We start from the raw sequence: 20,235 nt of genomic DNA, 5'->3' as shown, positions 1-20,235 counted from the left end.
GAAATAGTCGTCGATTATACCACATTCTGCTATAGGGTAAAAAAACGCCGCTTTTCAATTAGGCTGCTATTTTATTATGACCCTAAATCGAGATTTTGCTGCAAATTTGCTCAGCAAATCGACAAAAAACAGAGAGCGCTTTTTCCTATACAGGAAACACTGTTTTCGACAGCGACTGCTAATGATTTGTGGTAAACATTTCCCTATAATAGCGCCAGATCTGACCCTGCAATTATAATTTATAAGGTGAAAAGACGTGATGGAGATCATTCGCGGAGCCCCTGCACTTTCGGCGTTTAGAGTACAGAAGCTGATGGAAGCTTGTGGATCGGCAGCACTACCTGTGCGCCAAATCTATGCCGAGTTTATCCACTTAGCTGATTTGAAAGAATCACTAGATGAAAATGAAACTCAACAGCTTGAAAAAATCTTAACCTATGGCCCTGCTATTGAAGCACACCAGCCAGAAGGTAGCCTCCATTTTGTCACCCCCCGTCCCGGTACAATTTCTCCTTGGTCTTCAAAAGCAACGGATATCGCCCACAACTGTGGACTCGACAAAGTATTGCGATTAGAGCGTGGTATCGCTTACTACGTTGTCGCTGACGAGTTGACAGCTGAACAAGAAAAGACGTTATTTGCACTGTTACATGACCGCATGGTCGAAGTGATCTTAACTGACTTTAATGCCGCCGATATACTGTTTGTTCGTACAGAACCGGCAAAATTCAGCAGCGTTGATATTCTTGGGCAAGGACGCAGCGCACTTGAACTGGCTAACACTACGTTAGGGCTGGCATTAGCTGAAGATGAAATCGATTACCTTGTTGAGAACTTTAAGCTGCTAGGGCGTAACCCACACGATGTTGAGTTAATGATGTTTGCCCAAGCAAACTCTGAGCATTGTCGTCATAAAATTTTCAATGCTGATTGGACAATTGATGGCAAAGTACAGCCTAAATCATTGTTCAAGATGATTAAGAACACCATGGCTGTCACCCCCGATAATGTCTTATCGGCTTATAAAGATAATGCCGCGGTGATGACGGGTGAGACAGCGGGTCGATTCTTCCCTAACCAAGAGGGTGTATATGCTTACCACACTGAGCCTATGCATATCTTGATGAAGGTCGAAACCCATAACCACCCGACGGCTATTAGCCCCTACCCAGGCGCTGCCACAGGTTCCGGTGGTGAAATTCGTGATGAAGGCGCTACCGGTCGTGGTTCTAAGCCAAAAGCAGGTCTTACCGGTTTTAGCGTTTCAAACCTTAAAATTCCAGGTTTTGTGCAACCGTGGGAAGCCGATTATGGCAAACCCGATCGCATTGTTACTGCACTCGATATCATGACAGAAGGCCCACTGGGCGGCGCGGCATTTAACAACGAGTTTGGTCGTCCTGCACTGGTGGGTTATTTCCGTACCTATGAGCAGGAAGTTAACAGCCACAATGGCGTTGAAGTGCGTGGTTACCACAAGCCGATTATGCTTGCCGGTGGTTTAGGCAACATTCGCGAAGACCATGTGCAAAAAGGCGAGATCACCGTCGGCGCCAAGCTCGTCGTGCTCGGTGGCCCTGCAATGAACATCGGTCTTGGTGGTGGTGCGGCGTCTTCAATGACATCGGGCCAATCGAGCGAAGACTTAGATTTTGCTTCCGTTCAGCGTGAAAACCCTGAGATGGAACGTCGTTGCCAAGAAGTCATCGATAGATGTTGGCAGATGGGTGATGAAAACCCAATTCAATTTATCCATGATGTGGGTGCTGGCGGTTTATCAAATGCCTTCCCTGAGCTAGTCAATGATGGTGGCCGCGGCGGTAAGTTTGAGCTGCGTAACGTACCCTCGGATGAGCCGGGCATGAGCCCGCTTGAGATCTGGTGTAACGAGTCGCAAGAGCGCTACGTTATGTCAATTGCCCCTGAGAATTTACCCGTGTTTGTCGCCATTTGTGAGCGCGAACGGGCACCGTTTGCGGTTGTCGGTGTCGCGACGGCAGAGAAAGAGCTGATCCTAACTGATGAACACTTCGACGATCACCCCATTGAGCTGCCATTAGAGGTCTTGTTAGGTAAAGCCCCTAAGATGAGCCGCGATGTTGTCAGTGCTAAAGCCAACTCGGCAGCACTGGATCAAAGTGTGATTGAAGTTAAAGAAGCGGCGCATCGTTTGCTACGTTTACCGACGATTGCAGAGAAAACCTTCCTGATCACCATTGGTGATAGAACGGTAACCGGTTTGGTTAATCGTGACCAAATGGTGGGCCCATGGCAGGTTCCTGTTGCCGATTGTGCCGTGACAGCGTCAAGCTATGACGCCTATGTGGGTGAAGCCATGTCGATAGGTGAGCGTACGCCGCTGGCACTGCTCGACTTTGGCGCATCGGCTCGTATGGCGGTAGCGGAATCAATTTTAAATATCGCCGGTACTGATATTGGTTCATTCAAGCGCATCAAATTATCTGCTAACTGGATGTCACCTGCGGGTCACCCTGGTGAAGATGCGGGTCTGTATGAAGCCGTGAAAGCGATTGGTGAAGAGTTATGCCCTGAGTTGTCACTGACCATCCCAGTGGGCAAAGACTCAATGTCGATGAAGACAGCATGGGAAGATAACGGCGTTCAAAAAGCGGTTACCTCACCAATGTCACTGGTGATCACCGCCTTTGGTGTGGTTCAGGACATTCGCAACACTGTGACACCAGAACTACGCACCGATAAAGGTGATAGTGAGCTATTGCTGTTAGATTTAGGGCTTGGTCAGAATCGCCTTGGCGGCTCTTGTTTAGCGCAAGTGTACAGTGAACTGGGTGATGTCGCGCCAGATCTGGATAACTCAGCGACCTTAAAAGGTTTCTTTGAAGTGATCCAGCCTTTAGTCGCCGACAGATCAATTATTGCTTATCACGATAGAAGTGACGGTGGCTTATACACCACACTCGTTGAAATGGCATTTGCCGGTCACACAGGCCTAAATATCGATTTAAGTGCCTTAACAGGGACTGACGTTGAGCGGCTATTTAACGAAGAACTGGGTGCTGTTATCCAGGTGAACCGTGAACAGTCTGCCGCGATTAGTGCTCAGTTTACCGCTGTGGGTGTGCCTTGCCATAAAGTAGCGACGCTCAACGATACCGATCAAATCGCTATCTTTGATGGTCAGCGTGAGATCTTAACGGAGTCACGTACATCATTGCGAACTATGTGGGCTGAAACCACTTATCGCATGCAGTCACTGCGCGATAATCCAGAGTGTGCCAAAGAGGAGCATGCGCTTAAACAAGACAATAACGACCTTGGTCTTACTGTTGATCTAAGTTTTGATCCTAGCGAAGACGTTGCTGCGCCGTTTATCTTAAAAGGTGCAGCCCCAAAGATGGCTATCATTCGTGAGCAAGGGGTTAACTCGCATATCGAAATGGCCGCGGCATTTGATCGTGCAGGCTTTGAATCGACAGATGTTCACATGAGCGACATTCTAAGCGGTCGTATCAGCTTAGAAACGTTCCAAGGCCTAGTGGCTTGTGGTGGCTTCTCTTACGGTGATGTGCTGGGTGCTGGCGAAGGTTGGGCTAAGTCTATTTTGTTCAATGAGCGTGCTCAACAGCAGTTTAGCCAGTTCTTCGAGCGTAACGATAGTTTCTCTCTCGGTGTGTGTAACGGTTGTCAGATGTTGTCTAACCTAAAAGACATCATTCCAGGTACTGAACTATGGCCACACTTTGTACGTAACCGCTCTGAGCGTTTTGAAGCGCGCTTTAGTTTGGTTGAAGTACAAAAGAGTCCATCGTTGTTCTTCCAAGGTATGGAAGGTTCACGTATGCCGATTGCAGTCTCTCATGGCGAAGGTCGTGCAGAGTTTGCATCACCGGCAGCATTAGCAGCCGCAGAAGCCTCTGGCACCATTGCACTGCGCTATGTCGACGGTAATGGTCAAATCGCCACTCAATACCCACAAAACCCTAACGGTTCGCCAAATGCGATTACCGCACTGAGCTCAACCGATGGCCGTGTCACCATTATGATGCCGCATCCAGAGCGTGTATTTAGAACGGTCGCCAACTCATGGCATCCAGATTCTTGGGGTGAAGATAGCCCATGGATGAGAATGTTCCGTAACGTTAGAAAATCAATTGGTTAATTAGCATTAGCGCAATTTAGCGTGACAATTAAGCAATTTAAAGCCCCTAAATGTTAGGGGCTTTTTTTTTAACTAAAATTGAGATGAAAAAAAGAGTAGTTAAACAGGCTATTAGCTTAAGTTTAGCGATGCATGTAATGCTTAATTAAGCTGTTTTATAGTTGTTAGAGATTGCCGAATGACTAGGTAAAGTTATTGCAGGTTAGCGAGAAAAGCTAATGGAAAGGCGAACTTATGGAAAGAGTGGCTTTTAAATATTAAAAAGCCACTCCTATTGCTAAGAGTGGCCGCTTTGCGCTAACAAAACTTCAAGATTAATCTTGCAAAGAAAACGTAAATTAACGCTCTCTTGAGGTATAAAGCTCAACGAAAACACGCTGATAGCGGCTAACTAGACGCTCAAAAAATGTATTCATAATCGTATCTCCACGCTTGGTTGATGATGTAAGCGGAGTCAGTGTTTCCGGGTAACTTCACCAGGGCAGCTTCACTGTCTCCTTAACTTGGTGCTCATTCTATGGGAAACAATGTTTTTCATCAAACGAGAAAAAATATTCATAAGGATTAGATTTTATAATCCAATATTATGTGGTTAATGAGCTGACTCTTGCGTGTTGTGTTGTAACTATTTGTTTTGCATGACTTAAAAGTGGTCAGTGGTCTTTGCGGTAAATGTTATGAGATATAAATACTAACTTATATTCTTGACTGTTTGTTATTTATATTTGGTTGGTGGTAAATTCGCTTGTTAACGATGTAATCTTGGCTTTTTATCCCTGTGGTTGGCTTTCCTAGCATGAGGGTAATATACTGTCAATGGTGAGTTGGGTAGAACTGTGTGCTCCAGCCCAAAACCCGTTGAAATCGAATGCATTGATTGATTTGAATCAATTTTGAATGGTATAAATTCACTGCGGATATAGTTGTTTTTCAATACAAGTGACTGATACTAACTGATTTGTTCGTTTCGCATTTGTCAGTTTGGGATCTTGATCACGTTAACGGATAATACTGTGACAGCAAGCTATCGCTTGATGGTTTTTCGCGCTTTAAATTACAAGATTGATGAATTAAACAAACAGACGCATTTAAGTGGGCTTTTTATTAAGATTGCCCAGTTTACTGCACTACTCTTCCTATATAGGCAGTTACTGTTGTTGATGGGGATCTAACAGCAGTAATTGGACGCACCACCTAAGGAGTCACAAATGATTTTAGAAGAGGTTGTTGAGCTGTCGCGCTTTCAGTTTGCGATGACGGTCATGTATCACTTCCTATTTGTTCCCTTGACCTTGGGGCTAGCATTTTTGTTAGCCATTATGGAATCACTCTATGTGATGACCAATAAGCAGATCTATAAAGATATGACCAAGTTCTGGGGTAAGTTATTCGGTATTAACTTTGCACTCGGCGTAGCTACTGGCCTGGCAATGGAATTTCAGTTCGGCACCAACTGGTCATACTTTTCACATTATGTTGGCGACATTTTTGGCGCGCCACTCGCGATTGAAGGCTTAATGGCCTTTTTCCTCGAGTCGACCTTGGTCGGCATGTTCTTCTTTGGCTGGGATCGCTTTAGCAAACGTCAGCATCTGGCGATAACTTGGTTAGTCGCCCTTGGCTCTAACATGTCTGCGCTGTGGATTTTGGTGGCTAACGGTTGGATGCAAAACCCAGTCGGTTCGGTGTTCAACTACGAAACCATGCGTATGGAGATGACTAGCTGGGGAGAAGTGTTATTTAACCCCGTTGCACAGGTGAAGTTTGTTCACACTGTAGCATCAGGCTATGTTGCCGGTGCAATGTTCGTATTGGCGATCAGTGCGTACTACATCTTGAAGAAGCGAGACCTACCGTTTGCTCGACGCTCTTTTGCTATCGCTGCAAGCTTTGGTATGGCGTCTATTCTGTCTGTTATCGTACTCGGTGATGAGTCGGGTTATAAAGTCGGTGAAGTACAGCGGGTTAAACTCGCCGCCATTGAGGCTGAATGGCACACTGAGCCAGCACCTGCAGCATTTACAGTCGTCGGCTTTCCTAACCAGGAAACGCAGCACACTGATTATGCGATTAAAATTCCATTCGCAATGGGTATTATCGCCACGCGTTCACTTGATGAAGAAGTGACGGGTATCAAAGACTTAATTGCTGAGCATGAAGTACGTATTCGTAACGGTATGGTGGCATACGGTTTACTTGAACAACTTCGAAATGGTAACGAAACGGCTGAAATCAGAGCTGCATTTGAAGCGTCGAAAGATGATTTAGGTTATGGTTTCTTGCTCAAACGTTACACCGACAAAGTGGTTGATGCGACTGAAGAGCAGATCAAAGCGGCTGCGGCTGACTCCATTCCAAGCGTAGCGCCTATGTTCTGGTCTTTCCGCGTGATGGTTGGCGCTGGCATATTGATGTTGTTCGTGTTTGCTGCGGCATTCTGGCAAAGCACACGTCATCAGATTGAAGAGAAAAAATGGGTACTTAAAGCGGCACTTTACAGCTTACCTCTGCCTTGGATCGCTATCGAGTGTGGTTGGTTTGTGGCTGAATATGGCCGTCAGCCTTGGACTATCTCAGAAGTGTTACCGACCTATATGTCAGCTTCAAGCTTGTCGGTTAACGATCTGTTGTTCAGTATCATTTCTATCACTGTTTTCTACTCAATCTTGTTAGTGATTGAGCTTTTTCTAATGATTAAGTTTGTGCGTCAAGGTCCAAGTTGTTTGAAGACTGGTCGCTATCACTTTGAAAAGCTTGATGCTTAAACTGGAGATCTGATTATGTTTGATTATGAAATGTTAAGATTTATCTGGTGGGCACTTGTGGGTGTGCTGCTCATCGGTTTTGCTGTCACTGATGGCTTCGATATGGGGGTGGGGGCATTATTACCGATTATCGGTAAGGATGACACTGAACGTCGTATCATGATTAACTCTATCGCCCCCCATTGGGACGGTAACCAAGTTTGGTTAATCACTGGTGCAGGTGCATTGTTTGCGGCTTGGCCTACGGTCTATGCGGTTTCTTTCTCAGGTTTTTATGTCGCAATGATGTTGGTATTGTTTGCGTTATTCCTAAGACCTGTAGGCTTTGATTACCGTTCAAAGATTGAAGATCCAAGATGGCGTAAGTCATGGGATTGGGCACTGTTTGTCGGTGGCTTTGTTCCGCCGCTGATTATCGGTGTCGCCTTTGGTAACTTATTGCAAGGGGTACCGTTTAACTTTGACGAATACCTACGTGCAACCTACTACGGTGGTTTCTTCGGTCTATTGAATCCATTTGGGATACTTGCAGGTCTTGTGTGCGTAAGCATGTTCATGCTGCAAGGTTCGACTTGGTTGCAGATGAAGACAGAAGGCGAGCTACGTGTTCGTGCCACTAAGATGTCACAGTTACTATCGGTATTGCTGTTTGTGTTCTTCGGCGCTGCAGGCGTATGGCTAGCGAACGGTATCGACGGTTATGTGGTTACCTCGATAATCGATACTTATGGTGTATCAGATCCGACACTTAAGACTGTTGCGGTTGAAGCGGGTGCATGGTTGGTTAACTATGACAAGTATCCGCTGACGATGTTGTTCCCAGTATTGGGCTTATTAATGCCAATCTTAGTATTGCTATCAAGTCGAATGAACCGTTCTGGTTTTGCGTTCTTCTTCAGCTCAATCGGTATAGCGGCGGTTATCTTAACTTGTGGTGCAGCAATGTTCCCATTTGTTATGCCATCATCACTAGAGCCAAACGTCAGTTTGACCATGTGGGATGCCACCGCGAGCGAAGTCTCACTAACGGTAATGACATGGGCTGCAATCATCTTTGTCCCTATCGTACTAAGCTACACCATTTGGACTTATTTGAAGATGTTTGGCCGCTTATCACGCGACTTCATCGAAAAGAATAAGACCTCACTGTATTAATAGGAGCCTAGACTATGTGGTATTTTGCTTGGATTTTAGGCGTGTTGTTAGCCTGTTCCTTTGGTATTATCAACGCACTTTGGCTTGAAAATACTGAAAATATGGATCGAGATATTGAGAAAGAAGATTAACTTCTGATTAATTGAATGGTTCTAAAAAGCCCCGCATAGCGGGGCTTTTTTTATGAGGATGAACCAGACTGTGATGTTTAGTGACTCTGAGGATCTAGGGTCCACTTCTCAGTGTCTTTATCGAGGTTAACTACAGCGCTTTGAGTTTATCTTTTTTATTCATATGCGGATAACCGATGCAAAGCAATGAGACCACTAGCAAAGTACTGTATTCGATACCATTGGTTCCTGAACCGACAACAAACCAACCATGCTCTAGGTGGACTAGAAATATTCCACTGATATATATCACCATATAACTGGCGCAAATATAGGGTAGCTGTTTCCCCATCAACAGGAAGAGAGAACCGATGATTTCAAACAGTGTAATTGCCCATGCTATGGCTAGACCCAATGGGAACCCTTGACTGGTTAACCAGCCTCCAAATGGCTCATAACCGCCGCTGAGCAGCCTATGCCAGCCGTGACTGGCGATAATAATTGCTACGATAACCCGCAAAAAAATGAATGCGACTTCCTCTTTCGTTTTCGTTTTGTCCATTTTAAACTCCCTATGTCCATATAAACCCATCGCCTCTGAAACGAGCATCTTCGAGTAGGATGGGTATAGATAAATCAATTAAATGATCCCAGTAAAACTATCAACAGGGATCATGGTTGTAAATTGAATGATTTTCCTGATCCTCATGGCAAAATGACTAGAGGCAAACACGCCATGTTAGAGGGTGATACTAGTTCGATTGCTCGCACTTGAAAGAACAGTTATTGCAGAAATGATGAGCGGGAAGGCGAAACATTTTGGGGGCTGGAAGTCGCTGTGGCTATCACTATCGTAAAAGTAACAGCTTAGGCTGTTACTTTTACTTTAAGTGACTCAGAAGCGGTCTAGGTCACAATGAGATCTACTCATTTTAATTGAGCTGAATTACGCCTTAAACACACTGATTTTTTGCTTAATATCATTAGCGATAACGGCAAGATCTTCAGCTGAATTGACGGTATCACCAGAACGTTGTTCGCCATCTCTGGCAAGTTCAGTGATCTGATGTAGATTACGGGTTATCTCCTCAGCGACTGCGCTTTGTTGTTCGGTGGCGCTGGCAATGCTGCTCGATGCGATAGCTAGCTCACCAATGCTTTCGGTGATGGTAATAAGCAGTTCGGTGGCTTCTTTACCTTGAATTGCCGAGCGGTCACCAAGTTCATTGCTTTGATTCATTTGAGCTTCAGTGGCTTTGACTTGATTTTGCAACTGGGTAATAGTGTGCGAAATTTCAGATGTTGATGTTTGGGTGCGCTGGGCTAAGGTACGTACCTCATCGGCAACAACGGCAAATCCACGACCTTGCTCGCCCGCTCTAGCGGCTTCAATGGCGGCATTGAGTGCCAGCAAGTTAGTTTGCTCTGCAATACTGTTGATCACCTCGGTAACTTGGCTAATCGCTATGCTCTCTTGACTGACAAGCTCAACACTACTGTGACTCCTCGCCAGCTGTTCGCTAAGGCTTTGTAGATCGATAACAAGTTGATTGAGACGGTCGAGGCCATTTTGAGTGGCTGAATCCACTTGCTGGCTCATAAGCGCACCTTCGCTTGCATGGTTGGCAACATCACGCACGGAAGCCGACATCTCTTCAATTGCGGTGGCAATTTGATCTGTCTGCGCCATTAACGCTTGAGACTCTTCACCATTAAGCCTGGCGGTTTCTTGCGTTTGCAGCGCATGCTCTTGCAGTGAAGTTACCGATTGCTGCAGCGAAATGATAAGTTCTCTTAGGTTAGTGGCCATTCTAGCGGCGCTTTGGGTGATTTTGTCGACCTCGTTATTTGAGTTACTGTCGGTATTTGCAAAGCTTTGTGACAGATCGCCTCTACCTAAATTATCGAGCTGAACTTCAAGCTGTCGCAGCGGCTTAAGCGTTCTGAGTAAAATAAGCGAGAGCAGTATGGTGATGGCTAATAAACCGATGGTGCTAAAAATCAAATTAATGGTTAGCAATTTAGCACTTTCTTCATTGAGCTCTTTCATCGGCACCTGACCGACTAACGCCCAGTTCCAACCTGGTATATTGAGAGTGTAAGCATAGGATTTATCACCATTGCTATCGAGGTACTCCCATGAGCCTCGATCGGTTAATGCTTGATCTACAGTGATACCATCGAGCACACTTTTGTCAACTTCAGCGCCAATCTCATGACCGGGGTGGGCGACAATGGTTTGATCTGACTTACGTATAATAAGAAAACTACCGGTTTCTTCGAGGCGCAGCGAGTTGGTTGAACTCCGCAGCTGTGTCAATGAGTCGCTGATATCGAAGCCGATATAGAGGATCCCTATCACCTCACCAGCGGCACTTTTAATCGGGCGATATACTGCCATATAATCGTTACCGAATAGGCGAGTATAGCCCTCATAGATCTTCCCCTGCAGTAATCTATTGTAACCAGGGTGTTTTTTCCCTAAATAAGTGCCTAAAGCGCGCTTACCATTAGCTTTCTTTAGCGATGTTGCAATTCGTAAAAAATCATCACCATCTCTAACAAACACCGTGGCGTTGCCGCCCGTTAAATTAGCATAGCGATCAACTTTACTTTTTGATGAGTTAACTTGTTGGCGCTCATGAACCAGCGACGGAGTGTCTTTACCCAGTACCCGCACGGTTCTATTGGGTTTATGAAAGTTGCCAGGATACATGGCTCTAAAAACATCGGCATTGCGGTGGGCGAGCGCTAATAAACTGTTGTATTGCAGTTCGATAAGATCGGCGGTGCCGTGCATTTGAGCCTGCATTGCCGTTTCTGCTTTCTCGGTTAACACATTCGAGGCAGAAATATACGAGGTCATGCCTAATGCGCCAAAAACAATGATGCTGAGAATAAAGGTGACAAATCCAATCTGTTTGGCCACTGGCCAATTTTTATATTTCATGACAGGTTAATGTTATCTGTAGGATGTTGCGGTTAATCTAATGGAAATTAAGGATAATTTATTTGATGTAGGTCTAATACTTAAGTCGTTTTAGCTAAAATGCTAAAAAATTAAGCGACTAATGTGGCTATTCTGGTGGATCTGTATGGGAACAGCTGGTTATCAAAGTTTAGGTTGTTGCTGTAGAAGCATCATTTGTCCTCTATTTACAAGGACAAATGATGGTCGTATTTAATGGGACCCTAACGTTATGCCTTCCACTAAGGGATGATTAATGATGTATTAAGTGCTGGTGTTGGTCATTAACGGTAAAGAAGAATCGCTCTCTGTGGTTTTTTTAGGGCGCATAATTAAATGATACATCGTCGGTACCCACACCAGCGATAACAGGGTGGTAAGCAGTGTACCGCCTGCGATGGCGATGGCAAAGGGTGGCCAGAAGCCGCCGCCAGCGATAATCAAAGGTAAGAAGCCGCCAATCGTGGTAATCGTGGTTGAGCCGATATGGCGACCACAACTACTGACGAGTTCGACAATCACTTGCACGTTGCCATCACGAGTGGCAGGCACCTCTTCAAGCTCCGCTAAAATCACGATAGCAGCGTTAATCGCCAGTCCCATTAAGCCGAGTAAACCGATAATAACGGTAAAGCCAAACGGATAACCGAAGGTATAAACGGCCAGTAAGCCAAGACCAGCCGACTGAATCGCGCTGAACAGTATAATGCCAGTCAACCTAAACGAGTTAAATGACAGTACTACGGTGGCGAATAGCAAGGTTACCACTAACACCAGGTTAGACATTAGATTACCGACAGCTTCATTGCGTTTGGCACTTTCACCCCCCACCTCAATTTTATAACCACTGGGTAGCGCAATCGCGTCGAGCTTGTCTTTAGCGTGGTTCAAGACTTCTTGGGGTAATACCCCGCTAGTGATGTACGCCTCAATGGTATTGACGCGTTGGCCATCACGGCGAGGGATAGCGCCGCGGCTTACCTCGATTTTGGTGGTCGATATTGCCGATAATGGAATACTATTACCACTGCTCGACACCAGCATCAAACCTGACAGTTTTGTTTGCTCTTCTCGGGTACTGTCGTGTAAGCGCACTCTAATAGGCAGTGACTCCGTTTGCTCTAATATACTGCCACCATTAATACCTGTGGTCGCCATTTCAACTTGTTTGGCGATGTCGGTTAACGACAAACCGCTCATTAAGCTTGCATCTTCATTGACCTGTAGCCAAACCTTGGGTGCACCGGCACTTAATGTAGCGCGAGTATGGATCACGTCCTTGGTGTCACTCAGCACCTTTCTTACCTGCTCACCGAGCAGCTTTAACTGATCAAGGTTAGGGCCAAATATTCTGAGCTCAACCGGCGCGTTAAAGGGCGGGCCTTGTTCAAGTTTTCTCACAATAACTTGCGCCTGTGGGAACGCTAAGTCGAGGGATCTCTGCAGCTGCGGAATAAGTTTGTTGGCGGTGTCAAAGTCACGCACCTTAACCATGGCTTGGGCGTAGTGGCTGGCGCCTTGCTGCCGTTGTAGTAGGTTGTAATAAAAAGAGGGTGCATTGCCGCCAATAACCCAATCAATGCGGGTTATGCCCGCGGTTTTACGCAGCTCGCTATCCATTTTTTCGACCTGAATACGGGTATTGTCAAGGCTGACATGTGGCGCGAGGTAGACCTCGATTTGAAACATATCCCTGTCTGATGGCGGAAAAAACTGTTCGGTCATTTGCCCTGCGGCAATAAAGCCCATCACAGGCAATACACCAATGACGACCGCGGAGAGTAATGGACGCGATAAGGCAAAAGTTAAACTGCGCTTAAAGGCATTGCTCATCGCTGGCAGTCTTATGCCATGGTGATACCACTGAGTGCCTTTGCCGTCGCTCCCAAATCGCCCCGCGAGTCCGGCGATAATAGTGTGGGAGATAATAAATGAACCAAGCAGGGCAAACATCACTGAGATAGCGATACCGCCAACAAACTCTCCCGCGGCACCTGGCATCAATACAATCGGTGCAAACGCTAACATGGTGGTGATCGTTGAACCTGCCAAGGGTAGCCATAGATGCTGCAGTGTCTCCTTAACGGCTTGGATTTTGTCTTTGCCTTGTTGTCTGCGCTGGGAAATAGCATCGACAATGACAATGGCGTTATCGACCATGATCCCTAACGCAACGACTAAGCCGGTGACAGACATCTGGTGAATCGGCAGTCCGATGTATTTCATGCAAGCGAGGGTAAATAGGGCGGTTAATGGCAGTGACAACGACACAATAACAGCGTTTCTAAGCCCGAGCGTTAGCATTAATACCGCCAGAATGATCACGAAACCTAGCAATAGGCTACCGACTAATCCGCTTAATCTCTCAGTGGTATAATGCTCTTGGTCAAACAGCCATTCGATTTCGATATTGGCTGGGATCCCCGCTTGCATCTCATCGACAACCACGCGCACTTTTTCGAGCCAAAGATCGACGCGGGTATTGTTCAGCATGCGTGCTGCCACCATCACACCTTGTTGTTGCTCAACCAGTGCGATACTGCTGGCGGGCGTTTTAGGTTGCCTAGTGATCTTGGCAAGGTCGCCTAAGCGAATGATCTGTCCGTTACTGGTCACTTTTAAGGGCACTTGACGCACACGTGCAATCGAATCGAGTTCACCGGAGACCTCAATCAAGGCTCTGAAATTATCATTATTAATTTCACCGGCAGACACTTTGGCGTCGGCATTTTGCAGGATCTGCGCTATGCCCTTCGATGTTAACTGCAGTTGATTGACCTTGTGGCCGTCAAGTTGTACTAAGATCTCCTCAGTCGGCTGGCCATACAGTTTGACAAAATTGGTGCCGTTTAACAGTCGCAGTCGGCTCTGTAGCTCTTTAGCATATCGATTTAACATGTCGGTACGAACAGCACCTTCACCACGCCATGCGATGCCTAAAATGGCGGTATTGGCATAGCCGACTTTGTCATCGAGTATGGTATTTTGTGCCGAACTCGGCAGTAAGCCTTTGGCGTCGCCGATCATGTCTCTAGCACGAGACCACACTGGCGCGGTTTCTAAGACATTATCTTTAAGTTCAAGCTGAATGACTGAAATACCGGGGCGAGAGGTTGACTGCACCAACTTTAACTCTTCTAAACGCCTCAATTCACTTTCGAGTACTTCAGTCACTAGCGCTTCGACGCGCTCGGCCGATGCACCAGGATATAGGGTGATAACGGAGGAGAAACGGTTGGTAATATCGGGATCTTCCATGCGTGGAAGGCTTGAAATTGCCCCTAAACCTGCTACCAGTAATAATGCGATGACCAAGCTAATTAAGCGGCCATTTTCAACTAATGCTTTGACCATCTTTATTACCTCGTTGCCAAGTTAGTTTGGCGAGTCACAATTTGGCCAGCAACCAACTTATGTAAGCCTTGGTCGACATAAGCTTCGTTAGCTTTTATGGCGCCATTGATGAAGGCTTTATCTTTTGCGGTGTAGATGATTTCAACATCGCGGCGCTCGATGCGAAAACGTTGTTCACCGTCTTGAGTTAACACGTAGATATTCCACAGGCCGCGAATGCCATCGGTAAGCGCGGATATTGGCACCCAATAGCCTGCCGTATCGATAGCATGTTGGTAAGCGAAGTAGCTTAACTCGCCATTAATGACATCGGCATCAGAGGGCAGTGTCACTCTTAGCTCTACGGTGCGAGTCACAGGATCTAGCTGTGCGCCGATCCCGGCAATGTTAGCTTGATAGCGTTTATTTCTAACGCGTAAGTCAACCTGTTGGCCAGTGGTTAAGGTGCTAGACACAGCAATGGGCACACCGATATAAGCTTGCACATTGTGATGTTGGATTAAGGTAAATACCGGGCTGCCGAGGGCAATAACTTCACCGAGGTTATGACTTCGCTTACTAATGGTGCCATTGAAAGGGGCGAGCAGATCTGATTTTTCAATCTTAAGCTGGTTGGATTGAATCGCGGCGTTAAAACGGCTTTTTGCTGCCAGTAAACTATTGAGTTGGCCTTTTAGTTCATCAAGTTGTTGCTCAGAAACATAACCTTGCTTCTTAAGCTCGAGACTACGGTTAAGTGTGGCGGTTGCAAGATCTAAATCGGCTTTATTCTGCGCCAAACTTGCAAGCAGTTCATTTTTCTCAGCCTGTAAAAGTCGCGTATCTAATTGGGCTAGCAGCTGACCTTCAACAACGCTATCACCACTGTCGACAGTGAGTGCATTAATTTTACCTGCTAACTCAAAACCAACGCCTGTGGTGTTGCCTGCGCGGATGGTTCCAGAAAACTCTTGAGCATAAGAGTAGGATGATTCAGCAATTAACTCACTGCTGCTAACGGATTGGTAGTTTGGCGCCTCAGGGGGCGCAACGGGGGCATCCTGGCATGCAGAAAGAAAGCTAACAACAGCTAAGCTAATAAGCAGCTTACGGCGAGTCAAAGCCCTTTTAATATCCATTTTATAAAATCCGTTTGAGTAAGTTAATGGTTAACACAGCGTAAAGAAAACGTTAAACTAGACTGTCTAGTCTATTTCTTAAGAACTAGACTGTCTAGTCCATTTTGTGATTAAATAGTTAATTGAGCTATTTCAGCCCCCTTAAAAGAGCGTAAACGCCAATGAATGCACCTGTGATGAGTCGTAGTGAGCAAAAGAGAGAGCAAATATTACTGGCTGCAAAAGAGCTTTTTTGCGGGCAGGGCTTCCCTAATACCAGCATGGACGAAGTGGCTAAGCTGGCAGGGGTCTCGAAGCAAACGGTGTATTCACACTTTGGCTGCAAAGACGATCTGTTTGTTGCCTCCATTGAATCTAAATGCCTTATTCATGGGGTAAACCAAGAGATGTTGTCGGATCCAGCAACCCCTGAAGACAATTTGGCCATGTTTGCCAAACACTTTTCCGAGGTCATCACCAGTGCAGAAGCGATTACGGTGTTTAAAGCCTGCGTGTCACAAGCCGATACTCATCCTGAGATCTCTAAGTTGTTTTACAGCGCAGGTCCTGAAAACATACTGCGGATATTAACGGACTACTTTATTAAGGTGACAAAATTGGGTCGATATCAATTCGATAACCCACAACACTGTGCGGTAAGGTTTTGCTTAATGACGTTTGGTGAAATGAGAATGAAGCTAGAACTCGGCTTAGATGTAAGCGACCTTTTAGCTGATAGAGCTGAATATATAGAGGGCAGTGTTTCGATGTTTTTAAACGCCTACCGAGTCAAATAAGCCAGCCAATGGTTATGGGGGGGACTTCTTTAATGGCGAACTTGAGCTTAATCCACAAGGCAGCAAGGAAGATATTGAAAACCAAGGCGCTATCGCCTTGGTTTTTACTCACAAGTTCTCAGCAGTAAACGCCAAAATTTACTTGCCCAGCATGGCTTTTTTTAAGCTATTTTGGGCCGGTTCATCCCCTAGCCAAATATTGAGTAGTGCTTGACGGAACGGCTCGCTGATAATGGTCGCTTGGGCTGTGCCATTTTTAAACGCCGTGACGCCAGAGGCTTTACTTGCCAGAAAAGTAAACTGATCGCCATCGACAATCTCAGCGCTAAATAGCCCCATAAATTGATCTATCTGGGGTTGAATCGCCGCAGTGTTGCCATCGGTTGCATCATCGAACCCTTCGTTGATGGCATCTTTCATCTTATCGGCAGTAATCATACCTGAGGTAATATTGAGTCTCACAGCGACGTTATCGGCGGCTATTACTGCTGCGGTATTATCAAGTGTTGTCGGGACATATAAACTACCCACATAAAGGTCGATAAAAAACTTACTGCGGACACCCGCGCCATTAAGTACTAGCGGTTGCTCGTTAAACGTTAATGTTTCATTCACTTCAACACCGGCTACCTCTTTTGCTTGTAAAGAGAGTGGCAAAAATAGCGTGGCAGCAATAACAATAGTAGAGATAAACTTCATAAAAACCTCAAATAATAAATAGCAGCGATTAACCACGTGCACCCAGTTGATACTCACCACTTTGAAGAAACATGATAGCTTGCTTTTGCTTCGGTGAAATAAGCAGTGGACCATCGTCAAAAAACAGAAAGCATTTCCAGTTTCTAACAAATACATCCCAACGGGTTTCGATCACTTGATACTTTTCATAGCAAAAATAGACCTTGGCTGCATCCTGCCACTTAATATGCTCGGCGATAGGCTCTGGTAGCGCGGGGTCTTCGCTGTCCCAAGCACTTTGCCAAGGTTCCGGTAATGCCCAAGCGTCTTGCTTTGCTGCCCAATCACCTTTACCAAATTGTTCAGCACAGCTACTTTTATTGCTTATCCATTTATTCCAAACTTCCATCGATGCTTTTTGAGAAAGCGGCATAATTAGTGCTTTATCTTCATCGGTAACAGGCAGATCTTTGTGATTAAAAATCCACTTACGTTTGTATTGTTCTAATGGAATATAGGTATCAGACACAGGGCCTCTCTGTTGAATTTAATTAGCTTAAAACGCAGTGCCCAGCATTATATACCCAAACCGATTATAGGGGCATAGAGGGTTAAGCTTTTAATTGTTGCTATTGGTTTTACTGATGGGTGCTAGGGGGTTTTTGTGTTGATGTGGCAAGCGTACGAAAAACAAGCTAAATCGTTGCGAAATACTAAGTAGACCTACACTTAGCAAGGGCTTCGAGCTTGATTTTCAGAGTCTATTAGTCTGCATAATATGAGTATTTATTGATTATTTAGAGTAAGTTACTTAGAAATAGCTATTTAGCACCACAAAGGTCGCACTTTTGGTCTATCTTGTGATCTGTGCGTACTTTTGCGGCGTTGCAAGTTACAATAATGTTTCATTGAATATTATGTGCAGTATGGAGTCTTGTCTTTTTGATTTCATCTTTGAGTGTTTGAAAGCATATTTATTTACAATAAAATCAAATGATTAATAAATAATAAGTTAAGAATACTTTTATGACATTAAAATACAAATTATTATACTCGTTTATTTTTTTAGGCATGGTACCTGCAGCTATCATTGCTTTTTTCTCCCTGTACATCACCAGCCACAGCATTGAAAAGCAAGCTTACAATCAGCTGACATCAGCAAGAGAGATCAAGAAAAAGCAGTTGGAAAACTATTTTGAGCAGACGCAGAAAGATCTCTCTTTAATAAACAGTGTATGGTCAAACAATCTAAAGCTCGACTCTGAGCTTAGCCCTGAACTGCTGGCAAAGTTTAAGCATCGCTTTTTTGAGTCTTTTATCAGAGAATATCATTACTACGATCTGTTTATTATTGATGATGAGGGGGAGGTATTTTATACCGTTGCGAAAGAGTCAGACTATCAAACAAACCTCAAGACTGGGCCTTACAACAAATCGGGTTTGGGAACGCTGTTCCAACGAGTCAGTTTAAGCCGAAAATTAGAGATTGTAGACTTTGCGCCCTATGCGCCAAGTAATGATGAACCTGCGAGCTTTATCGCAGAGCCTATAGAGGTTAATGGCAAGTTTATTGGCGTTATTGCACTGCAGCTATCAATCGAAAGAATAAACCAAATAATGCAGCTGCGTGAAGGGATGGGGGAGACCGGAGAGACCTATCTTGTTGGCGAGGACCACAAGATGCGTTCTGACTCATTCTTAGATCCTGTCGGTCATTCGGTGGTTGCCAGCTTTGCCGGCAGTGTTCGCCACAATGGCGTGCAAACCCAAGCAACAGAAGCGGGCCTTAGAGGCAAATCTGGCACGGATCACATCATCGACTATAACGGACATCCGGTACTGTCTTCCTACAGCCCGGTTGATTTCTTGGGGCTAAACTGGGTGTTAGTGGCGGAAATTGATGAAGCAGAAGCCTTTGCCGAACTGAAAAACCTGCAGAGCATCATCATAGTGATCACCCTGCTAACCTTGGGCATTATCCTTATCGCTACATGGGTGATCTCAAAATCAATTTTGCGCCCCATAGGCGGTGAACCCGAAGAGATGCGCTTATTGACTGAGAAAATAGCCGCAGGCGATTTGACCACCCATCTAGCGTTCAGTAGCGAAAATACCGGGGTTTATGCGTCAATGGTATCGATGAGCCAAAACTTGACTCGCATGATAACCACTCTGAGCCATGCGACTACCGAACTGTCGAGCGCAGCAGAGCAAACTAGCAGTGCTAGTGTGCAAGCCAGTGCCAGTTTGCAAGAGCAACAAGCCAGCATTGAAAGTGTCTCTTCCGCTATGTATGAAATGTCTGAAACAATTGCAAGTGTTTCAGAAAATGCGCGTTCAGTGGCTGATTTATCGAAAAATGCCACGGCAACCTCACAACTTGCAACTAACAGCATGGCTAACACCATCAATGAGTTACATGAGCTGGTGGAGGAAGTTGGCACTGCCACAGAAGTGATTGCCGAGATTGAATCTAAAAGCCAGGGGATCGGTTCAATTCTAGACGTTATTCGAGGGATTTCAGAGCAAACGAATCTGTTAGCGTTAAATGCAGCCATCGAAGCGGCGCGGGCCGGAGAGCAAGGCCGAGGCTTTGCTGTGGTGGCCGATGAAGTGCGTCAACTGGCACAGAAAACACAGTTATCCACGAGAGACATTGAAGAGATGATTGCTCAACTACAGCTTGATGCTCAAAACGCCGTCACGGTAATGAAGCAAAGCCGTGATCATACGCAAAAAACCATTAACGCTGCAGGTGGCAGTAAAGAGTCGATTCAGCTGGCAATGGAAGAGATGCAAAGTATTTCGGCCAATGCCGAGCAGATTGCCACGGCCACAGTGCAACAGTCATTAGCAGCACAAGAGATAAGCCAGAGCATTACTGCGATTAATGATACAGCGGCTCAAAATGCCGCGGGCTCAGAGCAGGTCGCCGCAGCAAGCGAACATATCGATAAACTATCGCAGCAACTGTACTCCCTAACAGCGCAGTTTAAGCTAAAAAGTTAGTTAACAGTTACTTATAAGCGCTAAAGTCCGCAGCATTATATTTTCAATAGGAGCCAGCAATAGCTGGCTCATTTTCTACTGCTCCTCATTGTCACTGACACTGCTGCGTCTGCACCATTTGGGATTAAATCTGCTGCAACAGACTCGGTCAAGTCGATAAG

12 protein-coding genes are annotated in these 20,235 nt (G+C 45.6%); 6 read left to right on the top strand and 6 right to left on the bottom strand.

Going from position 1 to position 20,235, the window contains the following annotated elements; translation table 11 throughout:
* Positions 1–259 precede the first annotated feature (259 nt).
* From purL to cydX, 4 genes are all read left to right on the top strand, one after another.
* A complete protein-coding gene (gene purL, locus L2755_RS16520) occupies positions 260–4,141 on the top strand; it encodes a phosphoribosylformylglycinamidine synthase (protein WP_248981782.1) in 3,882 nt (1,293 codons plus the stop codon).
* Between the two features lie 1,208 nt (positions 4,142–5,349).
* Entirely contained in the window at positions 5,350–6,906 is a 1,557-nt protein-coding gene (locus L2755_RS16515) for a cytochrome ubiquinol oxidase subunit I (RefSeq protein ID WP_248981778.1), read from the top strand.
* Between the two features lie 15 nt (positions 6,907–6,921).
* Entirely contained in the window at positions 6,922–8,061 is a 1,140-nt protein-coding gene (gene cydB / locus L2755_RS16510) for a cytochrome d ubiquinol oxidase subunit II (protein ID WP_248981777.1), read from the top strand.
* 14 nt (positions 8,062–8,075) lie between these two features.
* Positions 8,076–8,192, top strand: coding sequence for a cytochrome bd-I oxidase subunit CydX (gene cydX / locus L2755_RS16505; RefSeq protein ID WP_248981776.1), 117 nt, complete (start codon positions 8,076–8,078; stop codon positions 8,190–8,192).
* A gap of 130 nt (positions 8,193–8,322) precedes the next feature.
* On the opposite strand, the gene L2755_RS16500 is transcribed toward cydX, so the two are convergent.
* The 4 genes from L2755_RS16500 to L2755_RS16485 form a co-directional block, all read right to left on the bottom strand.
* Positions 8,323–8,733, bottom strand: coding sequence for a DoxX family protein (locus L2755_RS16500; RefSeq protein ID WP_248981775.1), 411 nt, complete (start codon positions 8,731–8,733; stop codon positions 8,323–8,325).
* Between the two features lie 384 nt (positions 8,734–9,117).
* The gene (locus L2755_RS16495; RefSeq protein WP_248981774.1) at positions 9,118–11,121 is read right to left on the bottom strand and encodes a methyl-accepting chemotaxis protein; all 2,004 of its coding nucleotides are present in this window, start codon (positions 11,119–11,121) and stop codon (positions 9,118–9,120) included.
* A gap of 282 nt (positions 11,122–11,403) precedes the next feature.
* Positions 11,404–14,493, bottom strand: coding sequence for an efflux RND transporter permease subunit (locus tag L2755_RS16490; RefSeq protein WP_248981773.1), 3,090 nt, complete (start codon positions 14,491–14,493; stop codon positions 11,404–11,406).
* A gap of 5 nt (positions 14,494–14,498) precedes the next feature.
* Positions 14,499–15,611 carry an efflux RND transporter periplasmic adaptor subunit gene (locus L2755_RS16485; RefSeq protein ID WP_248981772.1) on the bottom strand — a complete coding sequence of 371 codons (1,113 nt, stop codon included), beginning with the start codon at positions 15,609–15,611 and terminating at the stop codon, positions 14,499–14,501.
* A 161-nt stretch (positions 15,612–15,772) separates the two neighbouring features.
* Between L2755_RS16485 and L2755_RS16480 the strand changes: the two genes are divergently transcribed.
* The gene (locus L2755_RS16480; RefSeq protein WP_248981771.1) at positions 15,773–16,387 is read left to right on the top strand and encodes a TetR/AcrR family transcriptional regulator; all 615 of its coding nucleotides are present in this window, start codon (positions 15,773–15,775) and stop codon (positions 16,385–16,387) included.
* Between the two features lie 138 nt (positions 16,388–16,525).
* On the opposite strand, the gene L2755_RS16475 is transcribed toward L2755_RS16480, so the two are convergent.
* Together L2755_RS16475 and L2755_RS16470 are read right to left on the bottom strand one after the other, a co-directional pair.
* Complete coding sequence (locus tag L2755_RS16475) at positions 16,526–17,086, bottom strand: chalcone isomerase family protein (protein ID WP_248981770.1); 561 nt, start codon at positions 17,084–17,086, stop codon at positions 16,526–16,528.
* Between the two features lie 28 nt (positions 17,087–17,114).
* A complete protein-coding gene (locus L2755_RS16470) occupies positions 17,115–17,594 on the bottom strand; it encodes a DUF2947 domain-containing protein (protein WP_248981769.1) in 480 nt (159 codons plus the stop codon).
* A 497-nt stretch (positions 17,595–18,091) separates the two neighbouring features.
* Here L2755_RS16470 and L2755_RS16465 point away from each other — a divergent pair, with 497 nt between their 5' ends.
* On the top strand, positions 18,092–20,074 hold the full coding sequence (locus L2755_RS16465) for a methyl-accepting chemotaxis protein (RefSeq protein WP_248981768.1): 1,983 nt from the start codon (positions 18,092–18,094) through the stop codon (positions 20,072–20,074).
* The last annotated feature ends 161 nt before the right edge of the window (positions 20,075–20,235 follow it).

It is taken from the genome of Shewanella abyssi (assembly GCF_023284025.1).
In the GTDB taxonomy this organism is placed as follows: Bacteria; Pseudomonadota; Gammaproteobacteria; order Enterobacterales; family Shewanellaceae; genus Shewanella; species Shewanella abyssi.
Note: the sequence above shows the minus strand (reverse complement) of the source record. Positions and strands in the feature narration are given on the sequence as shown.

Coding starts and splice junctions, on each gene's coding strand:
- purL (WP_248981782.1), top strand. CDS start 260: ATGGAGATCATTCGCGGAGCCCCTGCACTTTCGGCGTTTAGAGTACAG.
- L2755_RS16515 (WP_248981778.1), top strand. CDS start 5,350: ATGATTTTAGAAGAGGTTGTTGAGCTGTCGCGCTTTCAGTTTGCGATG.
- cydB (WP_248981777.1), top strand. CDS start 6,922: ATGTTTGATTATGAAATGTTAAGATTTATCTGGTGGGCACTTGTGGGT.
- cydX (WP_248981776.1), top strand. CDS start 8,076: ATGTGGTATTTTGCTTGGATTTTAGGCGTGTTGTTAGCCTGTTCCTTT.
- L2755_RS16500 (WP_248981775.1), bottom strand. CDS start 8,733: ATGGACAAAACGAAAACGAAAGAGGAAGTCGCATTCATTTTTTTGCGG.
- L2755_RS16495 (WP_248981774.1), bottom strand. CDS start 11,121: ATGAAATATAAAAATTGGCCAGTGGCCAAACAGATTGGATTTGTCACC.
- L2755_RS16490 (WP_248981773.1), bottom strand. CDS start 14,493: ATGGTCAAAGCATTAGTTGAAAATGGCCGCTTAATTAGCTTGGTCATC.
- L2755_RS16485 (WP_248981772.1), bottom strand. CDS start 15,611: ATGGATATTAAAAGGGCTTTGACTCGCCGTAAGCTGCTTATTAGCTTA.
- L2755_RS16480 (WP_248981771.1), top strand. CDS start 15,773: ATGAATGCACCTGTGATGAGTCGTAGTGAGCAAAAGAGAGAGCAAATA.
- L2755_RS16475 (WP_248981770.1), bottom strand. CDS start 17,086: ATGAAGTTTATCTCTACTATTGTTATTGCTGCCACGCTATTTTTGCCA.
- L2755_RS16465 (WP_248981768.1), top strand. CDS start 18,092: ATGACATTAAAATACAAATTATTATACTCGTTTATTTTTTTAGGCATG.